This window comes from Lentzea kristufekii (genome assembly GCF_033949925.1).
In the GTDB taxonomy this organism is placed as follows: domain Bacteria; phylum Actinomycetota; class Actinomycetes; order Mycobacteriales; family Pseudonocardiaceae; genus Lentzea; species Lentzea kristufekii.
Genome location: NZ_JAXAVV010000001.1, coordinates 238,422 through 258,639 on the forward strand (window position 1 = coordinate 238,422; position 20,218 = coordinate 258,639).

17 protein-coding genes are annotated in these 20,218 nt (G+C 68.8%); 5 read left to right on the forward strand and 12 right to left on the reverse strand.

Annotated elements, in window-relative coordinates; all coding sequences use genetic code 11:
* Nucleotides 1-15: 15 nt before the first annotated feature.
* The gene (locus SK571_RS01210; protein WP_319982149.1) at nt 16-1,140 is read right to left on the reverse strand and encodes a CaiB/BaiF CoA transferase family protein; all 1,125 of its coding nucleotides are present in this window, start codon (nt 1,138-1,140) and stop codon (nt 16-18) included.
* Entirely contained in the window at nt 1,137-2,273 is a 1,137-nt protein-coding gene (locus tag SK571_RS01215; RefSeq protein ID WP_319982150.1) for an acyl-CoA dehydrogenase family protein, read from the reverse strand. Before SK571_RS01215 ends, SK571_RS01210 begins: the two co-directional genes overlap by 4 nt.
* A 106-nt stretch (nt 2,274-2,379) precedes the next feature.
* Between SK571_RS01215 and SK571_RS01220 the strand changes: the two genes are divergently transcribed.
* Genes SK571_RS01220 through SK571_RS01230 form a run of 3 tightly spaced genes read left to right on the forward strand, consistent with a single transcriptional unit; the run spans nt 2,380 to nt 6,103 of the window.
* Nucleotides 2,380-2,814 (forward strand): GNAT family N-acetyltransferase, encoded by a 435-nt coding sequence (locus SK571_RS01220; RefSeq protein ID WP_319982151.1) that lies wholly within the window; start codon nt 2,380-2,382, stop codon nt 2,812-2,814.
* Nucleotides 2,815-2,869: 55 nt separating this feature from the next.
* Nucleotides 2,870-4,072 carry an acetyl-CoA C-acetyltransferase gene (locus tag SK571_RS01225; RefSeq protein WP_093597132.1) on the forward strand — a complete coding sequence of 401 codons (1,203 nt, stop codon included), beginning with the start codon at nt 2,870-2,872 and terminating at the stop codon, nt 4,070-4,072.
* A gap of 3 nt (nt 4,073-4,075) precedes the next feature.
* Nucleotides 4,076-6,103 carry a 3-hydroxyacyl-CoA dehydrogenase NAD-binding domain-containing protein gene (locus SK571_RS01230; protein ID WP_319982152.1) on the forward strand — a complete coding sequence of 676 codons (2,028 nt, stop codon included), beginning with the start codon at nt 4,076-4,078 and terminating at the stop codon, nt 6,101-6,103.
* On the opposite strand, the gene SK571_RS01235 is transcribed toward SK571_RS01230, so the two are convergent.
* Both SK571_RS01235 and SK571_RS01240 read right to left on the reverse strand, forming a co-directional pair.
* On the reverse strand, nt 6,100-7,050 hold the full coding sequence (locus SK571_RS01235) for an AraC family transcriptional regulator (protein ID WP_319982153.1): 951 nt from the start codon (nt 7,048-7,050) through the stop codon (nt 6,100-6,102). The genes SK571_RS01230 and SK571_RS01235 overlap by 4 nt on opposite strands.
* Nucleotides 7,051-7,255: 205 nt before the next feature.
* Complete coding sequence (locus SK571_RS01240) at nt 7,256-7,804, reverse strand: DM13 domain-containing protein (protein ID WP_319982154.1); 549 nt, start codon at nt 7,802-7,804, stop codon at nt 7,256-7,258.
* Nucleotides 7,805-7,866: 62 nt separating this feature from the next.
* Between SK571_RS01240 and SK571_RS01245 the strand changes: the two genes are divergently transcribed.
* Nucleotides 7,867-8,217, forward strand: a complete 351-nt coding sequence (locus SK571_RS01245; protein WP_319982155.1) for a hypothetical protein — start codon at nt 7,867-7,869, stop codon at nt 8,215-8,217.
* Between the two features lie 123 nt (nt 8,218-8,340).
* On the opposite strand, the gene SK571_RS01250 is transcribed toward SK571_RS01245, so the two are convergent.
* The 3 genes from SK571_RS01250 to SK571_RS01260 form a co-directional block, all read right to left on the reverse strand.
* A complete protein-coding gene (locus SK571_RS01250; RefSeq protein ID WP_319982156.1) occupies nt 8,341-8,580 on the reverse strand; it encodes a hypothetical protein in 240 nt (79 codons plus the stop codon).
* Nucleotides 8,581-9,252: 672 nt separating this feature from the next.
* Entirely contained in the window at nt 9,253-10,281 is a 1,029-nt protein-coding gene (locus SK571_RS01255) for a LacI family DNA-binding transcriptional regulator (protein ID WP_406601930.1), read from the reverse strand.
* A gap of 75 nt (nt 10,282-10,356) precedes the next feature.
* The gene (locus SK571_RS01260) at nt 10,357-11,379 is read right to left on the reverse strand and encodes a GNAT family N-acetyltransferase (protein ID WP_319982158.1); all 1,023 of its coding nucleotides are present in this window, start codon (nt 11,377-11,379) and stop codon (nt 10,357-10,359) included.
* Nucleotides 11,380-11,451: 72 nt separating this feature from the next.
* Here SK571_RS01260 and SK571_RS01265 point away from each other — a divergent pair, with 72 nt between their 5' ends.
* Complete coding sequence (locus SK571_RS01265) at nt 11,452-12,642, forward strand: esterase-like activity of phytase family protein (protein ID WP_319982159.1); 1,191 nt, start codon at nt 11,452-11,454, stop codon at nt 12,640-12,642.
* A gap of 77 nt (nt 12,643-12,719) precedes the next feature.
* Here SK571_RS01265 and SK571_RS01270 read toward each other — a convergent pair whose 3' ends face one another.
* The 5 genes from SK571_RS01270 to SK571_RS01290 form a co-directional block, all read right to left on the reverse strand.
* Nucleotides 12,720-14,126: a GH1 family beta-glucosidase gene (locus tag SK571_RS01270; protein ID WP_319982160.1), complete on the reverse strand. Its 1,407-nt coding sequence runs from the start codon at nt 14,124-14,126 to the stop codon at nt 12,720-12,722.
* Between the two features lie 36 nt (nt 14,127-14,162).
* Nucleotides 14,163-14,987 carry a carbohydrate ABC transporter permease gene (locus SK571_RS01275; protein WP_258948025.1) on the reverse strand — a complete coding sequence of 275 codons (825 nt, stop codon included), beginning with the start codon at nt 14,985-14,987 and terminating at the stop codon, nt 14,163-14,165.
* Nucleotides 14,988-14,991: 4 nt separating this feature from the next.
* Nucleotides 14,992-15,891 carry a carbohydrate ABC transporter permease gene (locus SK571_RS01280; protein WP_319982537.1) on the reverse strand — a complete coding sequence of 300 codons (900 nt, stop codon included), beginning with the start codon at nt 15,889-15,891 and terminating at the stop codon, nt 14,992-14,994.
* A 74-nt stretch (nt 15,892-15,965) separates the two neighbouring features.
* The gene (locus tag SK571_RS01285; protein ID WP_319982161.1) at nt 15,966-17,228 is read right to left on the reverse strand and encodes an ABC transporter substrate-binding protein; all 1,263 of its coding nucleotides are present in this window, start codon (nt 17,226-17,228) and stop codon (nt 15,966-15,968) included.
* 465 nt (nt 17,229-17,693) lie between these two features.
* Nucleotides 17,694-20,216, reverse strand: coding sequence for an ABC transporter permease (locus SK571_RS01290; RefSeq protein WP_319982162.1), 2,523 nt, complete (start codon nt 20,214-20,216; stop codon nt 17,694-17,696).
* Nucleotides 20,217-20,218 lie beyond the last annotated feature (2 nt).

The window sequence follows — 20,218 nt, forward strand, 5'->3', positions numbered from 1 at the left end:
TGCACACCCGCACATTCATCCAATTACTCCAGACCGCCGCAGTTCCATAATGCGCGCGTCCGCCACACCCATGTCGGCAAGCACTTCCCCGGTGTTCACCCCGGCGGAAACCGGGGCCGTGGGAACGGCCGCAGGAGTGCGGTCGAAGCGAGGCGCCGGCGCCGGATGCGGCGAACCGGACACGTCCACGAAAGTGGAGCGCGCCTCGTTGTACGGATGCCGAGCCGCCTCGGCAGGGGTCAGCACCGGAGCCAGGCACGCGTCCGTGTCCCGCGCGAGGTCGGCCCACTCGTCCCTCGGCCGGGTCTTCACCGCCGCCGCGATGCGTTCTCGCAGCTCAGGCCAGTTCGCCGGATCGTTGCGCGACGGTGCGTCCTCCAGCCCCAGCACGCGCACGAGATCCGCGTAGAACTTCTCCTCCAGCGCACCGATCGCCACGTACTTCCCGTCCGCGGCCTCGTACACGTCGTAGAACGGCACTCCACCGTCGAGCATGTTCTCGCCGCGCCCGCCCGACCACATGCCCGCGGACCGCATCCCGTGCAGGAACGTGGTCAGCAACGCCGCCCCGTCGACCATGGCGGCGTCCACCACCTGGCCACGTCCGGAGCGCTCGCGTTCGTACAGCGCGGCGAGCACGCCGAGGGCCAGCAGCAGCCCTCCCCCACCGAAGTCGCCGAGCAGGTTGATCGGGAACGACGGCGGCCCGCCGGCCCGGCCGAGGGGCTCCAGGGCACCCGCGACGGCGATGTAGTTGATGTCGTGACCGGCGCGGTCGGCCAGGGGCCCGTCCTGGCCCCAGCCGGTCATACGTCCGTATACGAGGCGCGAATTGCGGGCGAGGCACTGCGCCGGGCCGATGCCCAGCCGTTCGGTGACGCCCGGCCGGAAGCCCTCGATCAGCACGTCCGAGCGTTCGACCAGCTGCAACACCAGCTCGGCGCCTTCGGGCCTGCGGGTGTCGATCGCGATCGAGCGCCGGTTGCGGCCGAGGAAGTCGCCGGGGATCGTCGGCACGCTCCCCGGCTTGTGCACCTGGATCACGTCCGCGCCGAGGTCGGCGAGCACCATGGCACCGAACGGCGCGGGCGCGAGGCCCGCGAGTTCGACGACGCGAAGACCTGCGAGGGGACCGGTCACAGGGACCTCGCGATGATTTCCTTCATGATCTCGTTCGTGCCGCCGTAGATCCGCTGGACGCGGGCGTCGGACCAGGCACGCGCGATCGGGTACTCGTTCATGTAGCCGTAGCCGCCGAAGAGCTGCACGCACTCGTCGACGACCTTGCCCAACCGGTCGCTGGCCCACCACTTCGCCATCGCGGCGGCCGGGACGTCCAGCTCACCCTTCAGGTGCTTCTCGACGCACTCGTCGATGAAGGCCCTGGTCACAGCCGCCTCGGTGGCGCACTCGGCGAGCTTGAACCGGGTGTTCTGGAACCTCATCAGCTCCTTGCCGAACGCCGTGCGCTCCTTCACGTACTTCAGCGTCACGTCGACGGCCGCCTCGATGCCCGCGATGCAGCAGACGCCGATGATCAGGCGTTCCTGCGGCAGCTGCTGCATGAGCTGGATGAACCCGAGGCCCTCCTGGTCGCCGAGGAGGTTCGTGACCGGCACGCGGACGTCGTCGAAGAACAGCTCGGCGGTGTCCTGGCCCTTCATGCCGACCTTGTCGAGCACACGGCCGCGCCGGATGTCGTTCTCCACGACGAGCAGTGAGATGCCCTGGGCACCCTGCGCCGGGTCGGTCTTGGCCACGACGATCACCAGGTCGGCGTGCACGCCGTTGGTGATGAACGTCTTCGAGCCGTTGATGACGTACTCGTCCCCGTCCCTGATCGCCTTGGTCCGGATGCCCTGCAGGTCGGATCCCGCGCCGGGTTCGGTCATCGCGATCGCGCCGACGTACTCGCCGGACGCGAGCTTGGGCAGCCAGCGCTGCTTCTGCTCCTCGGAGCCGTAGGAGTTGAGGTAGTGGGCGACGATGCCGCTGTGGACGCTGTTGCCCCACGCGCTGTCGCCGGCGCGCGCCTGCTCCTCCAGCAACACGGCCTCGTGCGCGAAGGTGCCGCCACCGCCCCCGTACTCCTCGGGGATGCTCAGGCACAGCAGGCCGAGCTCACCGGCCTTGCGCCACAGTTCGCGGTCGACCTGCTTCTGCTCGGCGAAGCGCTCGACGTGCGGTGTGACCTCCTTTTCGAAGAACGTGCGTGCGAGCTGGCGCAACTGGTCCAGGTCACTGTCCATCCACCGCGATCGACGCTCTGCCATGAGGTCCACGAAACCACCGGGCGGTGATCCACGCCATGACCGGCGCGCCTGCACAGCCCGGAAAAACTGAGCGAAATTCCCACCCCGGTCGTACAGACTGCCGGGTATGCACATCCACCAGGTCACGCCGGACGACTGGGAGCTCTGGCGCGATATCCGCCTGGAAGCACTGGCCAGCGACCCCGGGGAGTTCGGCTCCACGCTGGCCCGCGAGCAGACGTACAGCGAGGCCGAGTGGCGTGCCCGCGCGGCGGAAGGCCTGAAGCTCGTCGTGCTCGACCCCCGTCCGGCCGCCCTGGTCGCCGCCACCGCGGAACCCGAGGGCCTCTACCTCTACTCGATGTGGGTGCGTGACTGCCATCGCGGCCGAGGAGTTGGGGAAGCCCTGGTCAGGACGGTGCTGACGTGGGCGGCCGAGGAGGGCTGGAAGGTGGTGCGGCTGCGCGTGTGGGACGACAACCTGCCGGCGCGACGCCTGTACAAGCGGCTCGGGTTCGTGGACGCCGAGGAACCCGAGCACATGGAGTTCCTGTTGAGCTAATCGGTCACCCTCCACGGTCATGGCCAGGTCGCGAGGCCGGGCCTAGCGTGGTGTCATGAGCGAAGCCTTGATCTTCGACGCGGTGCGCACGCCGCGCGGCAAGGGAAAGCGCGGGTCGCTGCACAGCGTGAAGCCCGTCGATCTGGCTGCCGGTGTGCTGCGCGCGCTGTCCGAACGCAACTCCCTCGACACCTCCGCGGTGGACGACGTCGTGTTCGGCGTGGTGTCCCCGCTCGGTGAGCAGGGCGGCGACATCGCCCGGACCGCGGTGCTGGCCGCCGGCTGGGACCAGCGCCCGGCCGGTGTGCAGCTCAACCGGTTCTGCGCGTCGGGCCTCGAGTCGGTGAACCTCGCCGCGGCCAAGGTCGCGTCCGGGTTCGAGGACCTGGTGGTGGCGGGCGGCGTCGAGTCGATGTCGCGCGTGCCGATGGGGTCCGACGGCGGCGCGTGGGCGATCGACCCGCAGACGAACTTCGACCTGTCGTTCGTCCCGCAGGGCGTGTCCGCCGACCTGATCGCGACGCTGGAGGGCTTCTCCCGCACGGACGTCGACGCGTGGGCCGCCCGGTCGCACGCCCGCGCGTTCGAGGCGCAGAAGGACGGCCGGTTCGAGCGGTCCGTCGTGCCGGTCGTCGACCAGAACGGCACGGTGGTGCTCAAGGAGGACGAGACGATCCGCCCCGAGTCCACTGTGGAGTCCCTGGGCCGGTTGAAGCCGAGCTTCCAGTTCCACGGCGACCTCGGTTACGACACCGTCGCGATCGACCGCTACCCCACCGTCGAACGCATCAGCCACGTGCACACGCCCGGCAACTCGTCGCAGATCGTCGACGGCGCCGCGGCGATGCTGATCGGTTCGGCGGCGACGGGCAAGGCCCTCGGCCTGACGCCGCGCGCCCGGATCGTGTCCGTCGCCGTCGTGGGCACCGAGCCGACGATCATGCTCACCGGACCGGCGCCGTCCGCGCGCAAGGCGCTGGACAAGGCGGGACTCTCGGTCGAGGACATCGACCTGTTCGAGGTCAACGAGGCGTTCTCGTCGGTGGTGCTGAAGTTCCTGCGCGACATGGACATCCCCGAGGACAAGGTCAACGTCAACGGCGGCGCGATCGCGCTGGGCCACCCGCTCGGCGCCACCGGCTGCATGATCCTGGGCACGCTGCTGGACGAGCTGGAGCGCCGGGACCTGCGCCGCGGCCTGGCCACGCTGTGCGTGGGCGGCGGCATGGGTATCGCGACGATCATCGAGAGGGTCTGAGGCATGCCGTTCCACTACGACAAGGACGCCGACGGCATCGTCACCCTGACGATGGACATGTCCGGCTCCGCCAACGTGATGAACGACGAGTACCGGGGCCTGATGGGCGACGCGGTCTCCCGTCTTGAAGGCGACGACATCACCGGTGTGATCATCACGTCCGCCAAGAAGACGTTCTTCGCCGGCGGCGACCTGAACGTCCTGATCGCGATCACGCCGGAGAACGCCTCGCAGGCGCTCGAAGGCGTCGAGGAGCTCAAGTCGCAGCTGCGACGGCTGGAGACGCTCGGCAAGCCGGTCGTGGCGGCGATCAACGGGACCGCGCTCGGCGGCGGTTTCGAGATCGCGCTGGCCTCGCACCGCCGGATCCTGCTGAACGACAACAGCATCCGCGTCGGCCTGCCCGAGGCGACGCTGGGCCTGCTGCCCGGCGGCGGTGGCGTCACGCGCATGGTGCGCCTGCTGGGCGTGCAGAAGGCGTTGCCGTTGCTCATGGAGGGCAAGCAGCTGCGGCCGGAACGCGCGCTGCAGGCCGGAATCGTGCACCAGGTCGTGGACACGCGCGAGGAGCTGATCTCCGAGGCCCGCGCGTGGATCAAGGCGAACCCGGCGCCGACGCAGCCGTGGGACGTGCAGGGCGCGGGCGTGCCGGACCTGAAGTTCGGCGACCCCAACAGCTACGGCCTGCTCGCAGCGGCTCCGGCCGTGCTGAGCAAGAAGTCGCACGGCGTGTACCCGGCGCCGGAGAAGATCATGGCGACGGCCGTCGAAGGTGCCTACGTCGACTTCGACACGGCGCTGAAGATCGAGGGCCGCTACTTCGTGGAACTGGCTTCCGGCCAGGTCTCCAAGAACATGATCACGGCGTTCTGGTTCAACCTCAACGAGGTCAACGGCCGCGCGTCCGCCACGGGTCGTCGCGTGGCCAAGCTCGGTGTGCTGGGCGCGGGCATGATGGGCGCCGGAATCGCCGAGGTGTCCGCGAAGGCGGGCATCGAGGTGGTCCTGAAGGACGTCAGCCTCGAAGGTGCCCAGAAGGGCGCTCAGGGCCTGGAAGGGATCACGCCGACCGACTCCGACGACGACCTCGCGGGCTGCGACCTGATCATCGAGGCCGTCTTCGAGAACCGCGAGCTGAAGAACAAGGTGCTGCCCGCGGCCGAGGAGAAGGCGTTGCCGGACGCGGTGATCGCGTCCAACACCTCGACGCTGCCGATCACCGGCCTCGCGTCGGCGGTGACGGCGCCGGAGCGGTTCATCGGCCTGCACTTCTTCTCGCCCGTGCCGAAGATGCGGCTCGTGGAGATCATCCGCGGCGAGAAGACGTCCGAGGAGACGCTGCAGCGCGCGCTCGACTACGTGCGGCAGATCGGGAAGACGCCGATCGTGGTCAACGACTCGCGCGGCTTCTACACCTCGCGGACGTTCGGCACGTACGTGATCGAGGCGATCACGATGCTGGCCGAGGGCGTGGCGCCGGCGTTGATCGAGAACGTGGCGAAGAAGTCCGGCATGGCCGTCGGCCCGCTGGCGGTGTCGGACGAGGTGACGCTGTCGCTGCAGCTGAAGATCCACGACCAGACGCTCGCCGACGACCCGTCGCTGGTCTCGGAGAGCCCGGCCTACGACCTGATCCGCGAGATGGTGTCGCTGGGCCGCAGCGGGAAGTCGACCGGTGCCGGCTTCTACGAGTACCCCGAGGGCGGCAGGAAGTTCCTGTGGCCCGAGCTGACGACCCGGTACGCGAAGGCCGACGCCGGAGTGTCCGAACAGGACGTGCGTGACCGGTTGCTGTTCGTGCAGTCGCTGGAAACCGTGCGGTGCCTCGACGAGGGCGTGCTGACGTCGGTGGCGGACGCGAACATCGGCTCGATCTTCGGGTTCGGTTTCGCGCCGTGGAGCGGCGGCACGCTGCAGTTCATCAACTCCTACGGCGTGCAGGCGTTCGTGGAACGCGCGGACTACCTCGCCGACACGTACGGGGAGCGGTTCCGCCCGCCGGCTTCACTGCGGGAGCGCGACAAGTTCTAGGCGCGGTAGGAGCCGGGCGAGGACCCGGTCCAGCGCTTGAAGGCCCGGTGGAAGGCGCTCGCCTCGGAGAACCCGAGGCGCAGCGCCAGTTCCTCGACCGACTCCCCGCCCCGCACCAGCGAGGCCACCGCCTGGTCGCGCAGCAGCTGCTCGCGCACCTCGCGGAACGACGTCCCCTCGGCCGCCAGCCTCCGGCGCAACGTGGGCGCCGACACCCCGAGCTGGGCCGCCACGGCCTCCAGCCCGGTCACCCCGCGCCCGAGCAGCCGCCGCACGTGCCCCGACGTGTCCGCGCCGTGGTCGCGCCGCGACAGCAGATCCGCCGGCGAGTGCCGCAGGAACCGCTTCAGCGCCGCCTCGTCCTGCACCACGGGCATGCGCAGGAACTTCGGGTCGAAGGCGATCGTGGTGACGCGCGCGCCGAACCGCAGCGGGCACCCGAAGATCAGGTGGTACTCGGCGGCGTGCGCCGGTTCCGGATAGCCGAACTCCGCGCCCTGCAACGGGATGCGGCGGCCGATGAGCCACGACGAGAAGCGGTGCCACAGCACGAGAAGCGACTCGGTGAGGAAGTGGTCGGGGTCGCCGGGAACGTGCAGCGTGAAGCGGCCGCCGTCGAGCGACAGCTCCAGCGGCTCGTCGAAGAGCGCGTAGAAGGCCAGGCCGCGCTTGAGCGCCGATTCGAGGTCCGGGCAGTGCACGGCGAGCAGGCACATCATCGCGAACGTGCCGCGCTTGGACGGCCGCGGCCCGAAGCCCATGAACTCGTCGTCGAGGACTTCCCAGAGCGTCTGGATGAACTTCGTGTACTGCGCGGGCGTGACGCGCGCACGGTCGTCCGCGAGAAGACTCTGGGGGATGCCCGCACCGAGCAGGACGGCGGACGGCTCCGGGCACGCGCGGAGCGCCGCACGCACGTAGTGGATCGCCACGGTCCTGGTGTGCACGACCCACAGTAAACGCCACCGGCGGTGGCGCGGCTCCGGGAGAGTTCGAGCCGCGTCACCGCCGCAGTGGGCCCACCAGTGAGCCGTGCTCCTCGCCAACGGGGCTTGCGCACGTCCGCCGGCAAGGGACGATGTGGTGTCCGCAGACGCTATGTGGTCTAGACCAGGAAAGTCAATGGTGAAAGAGCCGTCCGGTCTTGATGTTTCAGGCTTGTTCCAGCGGCGCTACCGCGAACCCCGCGCTGAACCTCTGACACCAGATCACGACACTCCGAATCGCGGACACGTCGACGCTCGACGGAATTTCGTAGACCTGATCGCCGCGGTTTCCCTTCAACTTGCCCAGGCTCGTGAATCCCTGACCGAACGTCTTCTCCGACGAGCTCGACGCGTGCGGCGAGAGGTAAACGTACAGGTCAGGACCATCGCTCGTGTCCAACGAAGCGAACTGGACCGAATGCCCGCCACCAGGCAGTGCGATGAGGCTTGCCTTACCGGTGGTCGCGTGCTCAAGTGAGCGCCACTCGCCGGCCGCGACCTCCTTGGGCGTTTTCGCAACGGGCGCGGGCGCACTGGAAGCGGTCGACTGCGGCGTGGACGGAGCGGTCGACTGAACAGTTGCCGGGGGCACGAGCAACGCGTCGCGCGTTTCGCGAACCGTGAGCAGCCGCCACGGCTGGAACAGGTACAGCCCGACCCCGAGAGCGACGACCAGGAAAACTGAGACAGGGATCAGGAATCGACGATGGCGCATACCGAAAATACTGGCGCAAACCGGACCGAAAAGAGCTTACGGAGTTGTTAGGGTGCCAAGCCGTGGCGACACAGGCGAGGATCGGCCAGGCCGTGCTCGGCGTCCTGATGATCGGCTGCGCGCTGACAGGCCTGTTCCCCAGACCGGTGCCACTGCTCTTCGCCATCGCGGCGATGGGCACGGCCAACGCCGCGTTCCCCGTCATGCGCACGTTCGGCTCCGCACTGCTGGGCGGCGTGGCAGCCTCCTCGATCGCCCTCTCGTCGGTCCCGTTCGTCACCTGCTCCACGGAACGCTTCACCGAGGTGTTCACCTGCACGGGTGACGCTCCGACGTGGCATTTGACCGGAACCGTGCTGGTGGCAGGCCTTTCCGGTGCCAGTTTGGTACTCGCCCGCATCACAGTTCAGTGACAGCGATCACTCAACCGGGGCCGTCAAGGAGCCGATAAGGCATCCAGGTGAGCGTTCTCCTGCGACCGGCCCAGCCGGTAATCTGCCGAAGAGAGTGACCGCCCGACTTCACACCGTGAGCATTTAGAGGAGGACTGCTGTGCGCGCACTGTGGGCCGCAGGCGGCTCCGCCGTGCTCGGGTCAGCGTTGCTCGGCGTGCTGGTAGGCATGGCGCTCCACGGAGCGGCCGGCGAAGACCCGCTGAGCAGAACCCCGGCATCCACGTGGATCTCGTCCACCCCCAGCACCCCGCAGAGCTCGACGGAGAGCTCGACCCCGAGCAGCAGCGCACCATCGAGCTCCACCAGCTCGGCCCCGAACACGCAGCAACCACAAAAGACCACCACGCCACCCCCAGCGGCGACGAACCCGGCGCAGCCCCCACCCCCTCCGGCGCAAACGACGACGCCACCGACTTCGTCGTCGGGCTGGCCGTGCAGCCCGCTGAACCCACTCCCGCCGCCCACCTGCAAGAACATGGGCAACTAGCCGCCGGAGCGCAGGCTCGCGCAGGGGTCCCCTCGCGTTTCGGCTCCCCCGCGTCCCAAGGTAGCGGCGAGGTCTGACAGTCCCGCGATGACGAGGCTGAGACCGCGGGCGGATGCCGGCAGCGATGAGGCTGGATGGGACTCGGACCGCCAGGGCTGGCACGGACACACAATCGCGCGATGCCGCAGGCGAGCAGTCCGATCCAAGCGCTGCCGCAGGCGAGCAGTCAATCCTCAAGGGAGCGGTGGTGGCTCCCTCGTCTAGCGCTCCTGAGCTTTTGCCGCGCCGACTCCGGTGCGCTGGACGGGGGAGCCACCACCCAACGCAACCACCTACGCAACAGCACGCCGCCCAAAGCAACAGGCGTGCCATCTACCCGCGCGCGGCGTGGGACGGCTCCTTTGGGAGTGCCGGGAGCCTGAGGGCAGAGCCCTCAGCAAACGCACGCAACGCAAGCCGCCGCCCGCAAGGCGACCACCTACGAAACCGACGCGCCTAAGCGTGCGTCAGGCAGACTCGCGCCGAACCAACACAGTCGGCAACATCTGCTGCTTCTTCTTCACAGTCTCATCCCGAAGCAGCTTCACCAGGTGCTCGACCATCACCTTGACCTGCTCATCGGAATCCTGCCGCACAGAAGTCAACGGCGGAGAAGTGTGCTCGGCAATGGCCACATGATCGTCGAACCCGACCACGGCGACATCCTCGGGAACCCGCCGCCCAGCCTCGTTCAACGTCTCCAGCGCCCCAGCCGCCATCAGGTCGGAAGCCACGAAGACGGCATCAAGCGAAGGCACCCGAGCCAGCAACGCGGACATGGCCTTGCGCCCACCCTCCCGGGTGAACCCACCGTCCTCGGTGAGGCGGGCGACTCCCTTGTCGTCCAACGACATGGCCGACTTGAACCCGTTCAACCGGTCTATGGCGGACAGTTCGTCCAAAGGCCCGGAGACGTGGACGATCTTCTTGCGGCCGAGCGACTTGAGGTGCTCGGTGGCGAGCACGGCGCCGCCCTCGTTGTCGTTGTCCACGAGGTGCATCCCCCGCAACGACCCCCACGGCTTGCCTGCGTACACCACGGGCAGCGGCAGCTTCTTCACGATCGAGACCAGCTCGTCGTTGCGGTGCGGTGCGAACACCAGGGCACCGTCGACGTGACCGCCGGCCAGGAACCGGTGTGCACGCGCCTGGTCGTCCAGCGAGTGCACCAGCATGAGGACCATCTGCACGTCGACGTCGGCCAGTGCCCGTGCCCCCGCACGGATCAGGCGCGCGAAGTGCGGGTCGTCGAAGATCTTGGGCTCCGGCTCGGAGAACAGCACGGCCACGGCGCCTGTGCGACGGGTGACCAACGCGCGGGCGGCGCGGTTCGGCTGGTAGCCCAGCGCCGTTACTGCGGCGTTGACCGCTTCCAGCGCCTCCGGGCTGACGCGCGGCGACGCGTTCAGCACTCTTGACGCTGTCGCGCGGGAAACCCCTGCCCTCGCGGCAACGTCTTCCAACGTCGGACGCGCGTGGTTGGACACGAGCACCACCACTCCTCGATGAAAACCTTTGATCCGCTAAGCAGCTTAGCCCCAAAGGATCTCCGAGGAGGGTTTCCGCGCTGTTCATCGTGTTTTTTCGGCGACCTCGACGGCTTCCGGCGTCTTCAGGGCACGCCCGCGAGGCGTGATCGAAACACGGAGCAGTCCGTCTTCACGGCGTGTCGTGGTGGCGAGGCCAGCTCGCGCGGCCGTGCGAACCAGGGCGGTTTCGGAGGGCAGGCACCACGCGACGAGCTCCGTGAACCCGGCCGCGCGGGCGTCCGACGCGAGGGCACCGAGCAGTGCCGCGCCCACGCCTCGGCGTTGCCAGGCGTCCTCGACCAACAACGAGACCTCGGCGCAGTCCGGTGTGCCGGTGTGGATGAGTTGTCCCAGGGCCACGACCTGGTCGCCGCACTGACCGAGGACCGTGGTGCCGCGCGGCGGGTTGAGCAGGCGGTGCAGCCAGCGGCGGGGCACGGTGCGCATGCCCGAGTGGTAGCGGTTGAACATCGTCCTCATGGAACAGCGGGAGTGCAGGGCGGCGACGGCGTCCTCGTCCGCGTCGGCCCCTGGGCGCAGGACCAGCGCCGCGCCGTCGTCGCTGATCACCGCCCGCATCGACGGCGCCGGCGCGTCCACGAGGTCGAGCAACGCCTGGGCGCGCGTGAGTTCGACCTGGGTGAAGGGAGCCCAGCCGCGCCGGGCCGCCCACTCCCCCAGTTGGACCTGGCCGTCGGCTGCCTCGCCGACCGTCACGGAGTCGGCGGCCAGCACCTGGCGGAGTGCGTCGGCGGTCTGTTCCGGGTCGGTGAGCGCCATCCGCGCGGCGCGCAGCACGGCGGTCGGCTGGTCCACGAGGTCGCGCAGGTCGGCGCGGGTGATCCCGACGCGTTTGCCGCCCTCGCTGCGCACCGCTTCGACGAGGTCCGCGGGCAGCACGCCCGGAGCCGCCCGCACGACGATCTCGTCCAGCACCCCTCCGGGCACGGGAATCACGTGCAGCGCGAGGACGTTGCAGTCGGCCGAGGCCAGCCGGACGGTGACGCGCGCGAGCGCGCCGGGGCTGTCGCTGAGTTCGAAGCGCAGGCGCCAGGTCGTCGTCATGACGTCAAGAGTTCATGGAAGTTGTTGCCGCGAGGCGAACCACGGGTAAAACGCTCGTCATAGGGTCGCCGCATGAGGAGAACACTGGCCGTAGGCCTCACTTTGCTCACCGTCACGGCACTGGCCACGCCCACCACCGCCGCTCCCGGCCAGAAGGCTCCCAGGCAGGCCACGCTGACGAACTTCGCCTCCCTCCCGGCGGAGACCTACCTGCCCGGCAGCGAACCGAGCGGCGCGGCACTGGGGACGGCCCCGATCAACGGGGTCACGCCGCCGTTCGCGGACCAGCCGATCCAGGGCTTCAGCGGTCTCGTCCGCAACAGCGACGGCACGTTCGACGCCATCTCCGACAACGGCTACGGCACCAAGGCCAACAGCGCGGACTTCCTGCTGCGCATCCACCGCATCGCGCCCGACTTCGCGAGGAACACCGTCGACGTGCTCGGCGGCGTCACGCTGACCGACCCGAACGGCCACATCCCGTTCCCGCTGACCAGGCAGGACCGGGTGATCACCGGCGCCGACATCGACGTCGAGTCGGTCACGCGCGGCGCCGACGGCACGTACTGGATGGGCGACGAGTTCGGCCCGTACCTGCTGCACTTCGACCGGGCCGGTCGCCTGATGGCACCTCCGGCGCCGCTGCCGGGCGTGCGTGCCCCGGAGAATCCGGCCGGCAACCCGAACCTGGGTGGCAGCAAGGGCTTCGAGGGCATCACGCTCTCGCCGGACGGCAAGAGGATCAACGCGCTGCTGGAGGGCACCGTCGCCGGTGACGCACCGGGCACGCTGCGGCTCAACGAGTTCGACATCGCGAGCAACAGCTTCACCGGCAGGACCTGGCGCTACCAGCTGGAAGACCCGAACTTCGCCATCGGCGACGCCGTCGCGGTCGACGACAACCGGCTGCTGATCATCGAGCGGGACAGCGCCCAGGGCGCCGACGCGATCGTCAAGCGCGTCTACCTGGCCGACAAGCGCGACAGGAACGAAGACGGCAAGCTCGACAAGACGCTGGTCGCCGACCTGCTGAACCTCGCCAACCCGAAGCACGTCGGCGGGCAGGCGGATCCGTTCAGGTTCCCGTTCGTCACGATCGAGGACGTCACGATCCTCGACGACCGCACGATCGCGGTGCTCAACGACAACAACTTCCCGTCGTCGTCGGGCCGCACGCCGGGCAAGCCGGACGACAACGAGTTCATCACCATCAAACTCGGAGACAACCTGCACGCCGACCCGAGGGTCCTGCGCAGGCGCTGAACGAGAGAGCGCTCTCACCTGTGGACAGAAGTATCCGCAGGTGAGAGCGCCAAGGCCCCCTCGGCCCGTCCTGTCGGCTAAACGGTGTAACCGTGCGCGGGGAGCCCGTTCTGCCCGATGATCCGGGCCAGCGTGGCCGCGCTCTCCTTGACCGTGCGCTGCTGCGTCTCGAAGTCGACGTGCACGATCCCGAACCGCTGCGAGTACCCGGCCGCCCACTCGAAGTTGTCGAGCAGCGACCACGCCAGGTAGCCGCGGATGTCGGCGCCCTCGGAGATCGCCCTGTGCACCGCGCGCACGTGGTCCACCAGGTACTTCGTCCGCTTGACGTCGTGCACGCGACCCGCCGGGTCGACGGCGTCCGGGAACGCGGACCCGTTCTCCGTGACCACCAGCGGCACCCCGGCGGTGTCGCGAGACAGGCGCACCAGCAGCTCGGTGAACGCGTCGGCGTTCTGCTCCCACCCGAACCCGGTGAGCTCGCCCTGCGGCGGCTCGATGGTCACACCGCGCAGGCCCGCGTGCGGACCGGCCGGCACGAAGTCCGGGTCGGCCGGCGCGACGCGGGTCGGGTTGTAGTAGTTCACGCCGATCCAGTCGATCGGGGTCGCGATGGTCTCCATGTCCCCGTCGCGGACCACGTTCGTCCAGTCGCCCAGCCACGTCGTGTCCTGCAGGACGTCGAGCGGGTAGCCGCGGCCGAGGACCGGGTCGAGCAGGATGCGGTTCTGCAGGCCGTCGACCTTGCGGACGGCCTCCGCGTCGTCGCCCCAGATCGTGCTGAAGTTGAGCACGATCGACAGCCGGTGCGACTCCGGTGCCTGCGCGCGCAACGCCTGCGTGGCGAGCCCGTGGGCCAGCAGCAGGTGGTGCGCCGCCTCCAGGGACGCCACCGCGTCGGTGATGCCCGGCGCGTGGATCCCGTTGCCGTAACCCAGGAACGCCGAGACCCACGGCTCGTTCAGCGTGGTCCAGGCCTGCACCCGGTCACCGAGCCGTTCGTGCACGATGGCCGCGTACTCGGCGAAGCGGTAGGCGGTGTCGCGGTTGCGCCAGCCGCCGAAGTCCTCCAGGACCTGCGGCAGGTCCCAGTGGTACAGCGTGGCGAGCGGCTGGATGTCCTTCTCCAGCAACGAGTCCACCAGCCGGTCGTAGAACGCGAGCCCGCGCTCCTCGACCTGGCCGCTGCCGCTGGGCTGGATCCGGGGCCACGCGACGGAGAACCGGTACGAGGCCAGCCCGAGGGACTTCATCAGGTCCACATCGGACTGGTACCGGTGGTAGTGATCGCAGGCGGGGTCGCCCGTGTCACCGGCCAGCACCTTGCCGGGCGTCGCGGCGAACGTGTCCCAGATCGAGGCGCCACGGCCGTCCACCGTGGTCGCGCCTTCGATCTGGAACGCCGCGGTCGCCGCTCCCCAGAGGAAGTCCGGCGGGAAGGTCAGCACCTCCCGCCCGACCTCGACGTCCGAGTCGGTCGTCATACATTCACATCCTTGTGGCTTGATCCCTGCTGAGGTTCATCCCTTTAGCGCGCCCTGCATGATGCCGCCCACGATCTGGCGCGACAGCAGGACGAAGATCGCGATCACCGGCAGCACCGCGATGGAGGCGCCGGCGAGCATCAGGGAGTAGTCGGTGTAGTACCCGCTGGCCAGCGTCGACAGGGCGACCTGGACCGTCGGGCTGTCGTTGGGGTCAAGCACGATCAACGGCCAGAAGAAGTCGTTCCACGCCGTCATGAACGTGAACATGCCCAGCACCGCGGCCTGGGGCCGCACCGCCGGGAACCCGACGTGCCAGAACGTCCGCAGCACCGAGCAGCCGTCCATGCGCGCGGCCTCGATCAGCTCGTACGGCACGGTCTCCTCGCACGCCTGGCGCATCCAGAACACCGCGAACGAGCCGATCAGCACCGGCACGATGACCGCCTGCAGCGTGCCGTACCAGTCGAGGTCGGACATCAGCATGTACAGCGGGATCACGCCGAGCTGCGTCGGCACCATCGCGGTGCCGAGCACGACGAGGAACAGCGAGTCGCGGCCCCTGAACCGCAGCCGCGAGAACGCGAACCCGGCCAGCGTGCCCAGCACGACGTTCGAGATCGCCACGCTCGACGCCACGATGAACGAGTTCTGCATGGCGAGCCAGAAGTCGACGGTGTCGAAGACGCGGGTGATGTTCTCGACCAGGTTGCCGCCCGGAACCAGCGGCGGGACCTTCTCGCCGAGGACCGAGTTGTCCTTCGACGCGACGATGAACGAGTAGTACAGCGGGAAGATCGACGCGGCGAGCACGGCGACCAGGAACCCGTAGAGCAGCGGCCCTGCCTTGGCGTTCTTCACTCGATCACCCCTTGCCCGCGATGCGCCGGGTCAGCGTGAAGTTGATCATCGCGACCACCAGGACGACCACGAACAACATCCACGCGACGGTGGCCGCGTAGCCGGCGTCGAACAACCGGAAGCCCTTCTCGTACATGTAGAGCACCAGCGTCTGGAACTGCCGGTCGGAGCCGCCGGTGGAGTTGTTGGCGGCGAAGCCCGGGTCGAACAGCGCCGGTTCCGCGAACAGCTGCAGACCGCCGATCGTCGAGGTGACGACGGTGAACAGGATCGTGGGACGGATCGACGGCACGGTGATCGACCAGAACATCCGCCAGCGACCGGCGCCGTCCAGCGTGGCCGACTCGTACATGTCCTTGGGCACGGACTGCATCGCCGCCAGGTACAGCAGCGCGTTGTACCCGGTCCAGCGCCACATGACCATGGTGGACACCGCGAGGTGCGACGCCCACGTCTCGGCGCGCCAGTCGATCGGGTCGATGCCGACGAAGCCGAGCAGGAAGTTCACGATGCCGAAGTCGCGGCCGAAGAACTGTGCGAACACCAGCGCCACCGCGGCGACCGAGATGACGTTGGGCAGCAGCACGCCCGCCCGCCAGAACGCGCTGCCGCGCAGACCCCGGTCCAGCAGCGCGGCGAGGCCGAGCGCGGCCAGCAGCTGCGGCACCGTCGAGAGCACGAACAGGCTCAGCGTGTTGAACAGCGCGTTCCAGAACTTGGAGTCGCCGAAGAGCTCGACGTAGTTGGCGAGACCGACGAATCCCTGGTTGCCGTCGATCAGCTGCCAGTCGTGCAGCGACACCCACGCCGTGTACACCAGCGGGTACAGCCCGAAGATGCCGAACACCAGGAAGAACGGCGCAATGATCAGGTACGGCGTGTACCTGGCGTCCCAGTTGCTCAGCCCGAAGCGCTTCGGTTCCTTGGAAGGCGAAACCGAGACGGCCGGAGCCGCCTCGGTCTCTTGACGCGTCACCGTCACTTGGCGGCGTCCGTCGCTTCCTTCAGGGCCTGCGTCCACGCTTCAGCCGCGGACTGCTTGCCCTGCTCCACGCGGGTCAGCGCGGTGGCGAACACCGGTCCGACCTTCGAGTCCTTCGTGCCGCGGTAGGTCGGCTTCAGCGACTCCGCCGAGGTCGCGAAGATCTGGCCCACCGGTGCCTTGTTGAAGTACTCGTTGACGGTCGCCTGCACCTCGGCGTCCTGGTAGACCTTCGGCTGGCTCGGCAGGTTGCCGGTCTCCTTGAAGATCCGCTTCTGCTGCTCGGGGGCCGTGAGCCACTTGGCGAGCTCGTAGGCCTCCTTCGGGTGCTTGCCCTGCTTCGGGACGGCGAGGAACGAGCCGCCCCAGTTGCCGCCACCGCCGGGCGCCGTCGTCACGTCCCACTTCCCGGCAGCCGCGTCACCGGCACCCGCCTTGATCAGCGCGAGCGCCCAGGCCGGGCACGTGGTCGTGGCGAACGAACCCTGCTTCAGCGCGACGTTCCAGTCCTGGCTGAACGGCTCCAGGGCACCGGTCTGCTGCTTGGTGCCGAGCGCCGCCGCCGTCTCGAACGCCGTCTTGACCTTGTCGTTCTTCTCCGCGATGTACGAGTCGTCCTTCGCGAAGTAGCCCTCCTCGGTCTGGTCGAGGATCGCCTTGTAGACGTTGCGGCCGGTGTCGACGAACTTCACGTTCGGCGTCTTGGCCGTGAACTGGTCGGCGACCTTCGCGTAGTCGGCCCAGGTCGGCCACAGCTTGGCGACCTCGGCGCGGTCGGTGGGCAGGCCCGCCGCCGCGAACAGGTCGGCGCGGTAGCAGAGCCCGAGGCTGCCCATGTCCGTGCCCAGCCCCAGCACGAACTCACCGCCGTCGGCGGTGCCCTGGTTCCACTTCCACCCGGCCCACTGGTCCTTCAGATCCTTGGCGCCGTACTCCGCCAGGTTCACGAACTTGTCCTTGGAGGCGCGGAACTGCGAGACCACGCCCTCCTCGAGAGCGACGATGTCCGCGGCACCACGGCCACCCGCGAGCTGCGTCGCGAGCTGCGTGTTGTGCTGCTCCATCTTGACCTTGCGCTGCTCGATCTTGATGTTCGGGTGCGAGGCCTGGTACTCCTCGATGAGCTTGTCGTACCCGAAGTCGGAGAACAGACCCAGCGACAGCTCGATCTTGCCGTCGGCCCCGGAACTCCCGCCGCATCCAGCGACCAGAACCATCGCGAGGGTCGCAGCAACGCTGCCGACCAGTCTTGTGCTCATCCGTCCTCCTCGACGACGCCGTGAGCGGCGCTTAACTGTGATGAGAGCGCTCTCACACTCAACCGGAGACGCGCGGGTGTCAAGCGGTCGACATCGTTCCGTAACTTTGTGGAGGCAGGCAACAAAAACATTTGCCGGAACGCCGAGCGTCTCGCGCTGAGCGGCGGACGGACCCCGGAAACGACGAAGAGGGACGACCGGGCCCTCGCTCCGGTCGTCCCTCACCCCAGGTAGAGGGGGTCGCGGGCCAAAAGTGACGCGCGGTCCCCAAGATTTTTTCCGAAGCGGCGGTCCACCTGCCGATTCGGCGGGTGACGAACGCGTTCGCGCCTCTGAACGCAGCGGAGGCCCGGTGCCCCGACAGCACCGGACCTCCACCGATCCCCCGGTAGTGCGGCCCCTGTTTCCGCACTCCCGAACCCGCCCGGCCGTGGCCCCCGACAGCGAGGCCGGGCGGGGTGTCTCCTACGCCTCCGCCATGCCCGCGACCACGGAGTTCCTGGCCGCGCGGCGGGCCGGCAGGGCTGCCGCGATGACCGCCGCGACCACGGCCAGGCCGAGCATGATGCCGATCTGGCCGAACGGGATGGAGAAGCTGATCCGGAACTCCGAGTTCGAGATCGCCTCGACCAGCAGCCACCCGAACCCGGCGCCGAGCAGCACGCCCACGACCGCGCCGATCAGCGCCATCAGGATCGACTCGACCACCAGCATCTGCCGCAGCTGGCCCCTGGTCAGGCCCAGCGCCCGCAGCAGGGCGGACTCGCGGGTCCGTTCCAGCACCGAGAGCGTCAGCGTGTTCGCGATGCCGAACAGGGCGATGATCAGCGCCAGGCCGACGAGGGCCCAGATGAACATCAGGATCTGGTCGATCTGGCCGTTCAGCTCCGCCTTGGTCTCGGCCGCGGAGTCCAGCACCGCCACCGGCGAGGTCGCGATGAACCGTTCCAGGTCGGCGCGCGCCACCGTGATGTCGGTGCCGGGCGCGAGCTTGACCAGCACGTTCTGGTAGCCCTTCACGGGCTCCTTGAGCAGGGACTCGGCGGTCTTGAGCGTCACGATGCCGGTGCCGTAGCTGTTGTCCTTGATCAGCGCGACGACCTTGAGGTCCTTGCCGCTGATCGGGACGGTGGAGCCGACGGTGACACCGGCGTCCTTCGCCTCCTTCTCCCGCATGGCGAGCTCGCCGTCCTTGATCCCCGTCAACGTGCCGCCGGCGAGGTCCGGGCGCACCAGGGAACCGATCGCGTCGGCCGGGTATCCGGTGACGTCGGCGTACTGCAGCTTGGGCGACTCGCCGTACGCCCTGAGCTCGGGCGCGACCTGCGCGACGTTGCGCACCTTCGCGAGCTCGTCGGCGAACTTCTGCGTGAGCGGCTGGCTGTACACGTTGGACTTGACCGCGTAGTCGGCCGGGAACCGCTTGTCCACCTGCTCGTTCATGGTCGCGCGGCCACTGCCGGCCACGACCGTCACCATGGCGACGATGGTCACGCCGATCATCAGCGCCGCCGTGGTCGCGGCCGTGCGCTTGGGGTTGCGGCCCGCGTTGGCCGAGGCCAGCTTCGCCGGGACACCGCGCAGCGCCTTGCCGAACAGGCGGTTCACCAGCGGCACGTACAGCGGGCCGAGCAGCAGCACCGCGAGCAGGAGCACCATCGTGGCGCCACCGGTGATGAACATCGCCGGCTCTTCCTTCTCCTGCTGCAGTCCGAAGTAGACGGCGGCGCCACCGATCAGCGCGATCAGCGTCGCGACGACGATCCGGACCTTGCCGGTGCGGGCGACGTCGTCGGAGCTGTCCGGCTGCGATCGCAGGGCGGCCACCGGGGCGACCTTCGTGGCACGGCGGGCCGGCAGCACGGCCGACAGCACGGTCACGACCACGCCGACACCGAAGCCGGCGGCGATGGTCACCCACGAGATCGGCAGGCGGATCGGGGCGTCCTCGCCACCGGGGCCGCCGCCGCCCACCGTGCTGATGAACGCCTGCAGGCCGGCCGAGACGCCGAGTCCGCCGAGGAGGCCGAGCACGGACGCCGCGAGACCCATGAAGAGCGCTTCGGCGAGCACGCTGCGGAACACCTGCGAGCGGTTCGCTCCGACGCAGCGCAGCAGCGCGAGTTCCTTCGTGCGCTGGGCGACGAGGATCGTGAAGGTGTTGTAGATGACCATGCCCGCGACGACGAGCGAGATCGCGGCGAACGCGAGCAGGAACGTCTTGATCTCGCTCGCGGCGTCACCGACCTGCGCCAGCGTGGCCTGGGTCAGCTGCTCGCCGGTCTGCACCTCGTAGCCGGCGCCGATCGCCTTGGTGATGTCGGCGACCAGTTGCTGCTGCGAGACACCGGACTTGGCGACCGCGACGATCTCGTAGATCCGCTGGTCCGGGATCACCGTGCGCAGGCCTTCCGGCGAGACCAGGACGTGGTCGCTGCCGGACATCGAGATGCTGCTGGCGCCCTGCTGGTAGGTGCCGACGATGGTGAACGCGTGCTCCGCGTTCTCCTCGTCGAGCAGCTTGAGCTTGTCGCCGACCTTGAGCTTCGCGACCTGGGCGGTCTTGGTGTCGATCGCGGCCTCGTCGGCCTTGACCGGGAACTTGCCGTCCTTGAGGTTGAAGTCGCGCAGCTTCTCCGTCGTCGGCAGCGGCTGCACCAGCGCACTGCGCGCCTTGCCCTCCCCGCTGAGCAACGCGGCGCTGCCGAACTCACGCGAGTCCGCGCCCTCGACACCGGGCGTGTTGCGGATCTTCTGCAGGAAGTCGGCCGGGATGCCGTCCTCCCGGTTGGGGCTGTTCTCCCCCATGTGCACGGCCGCGTCGACGTTGCGGGCGCTGCGGGCGAAGTTGTCCCTCGTCTGTTCCCCGACCGCGTCGCCGAGCACGAGCGTGCCCGTCACGAACGCGACGCCGAGCGCGATGGCGATGCTGGACAGCACCAGCCTCGCCGTGCGGGCGCGAAGGCCCGCAAGGATCGTCTTCAGCATCG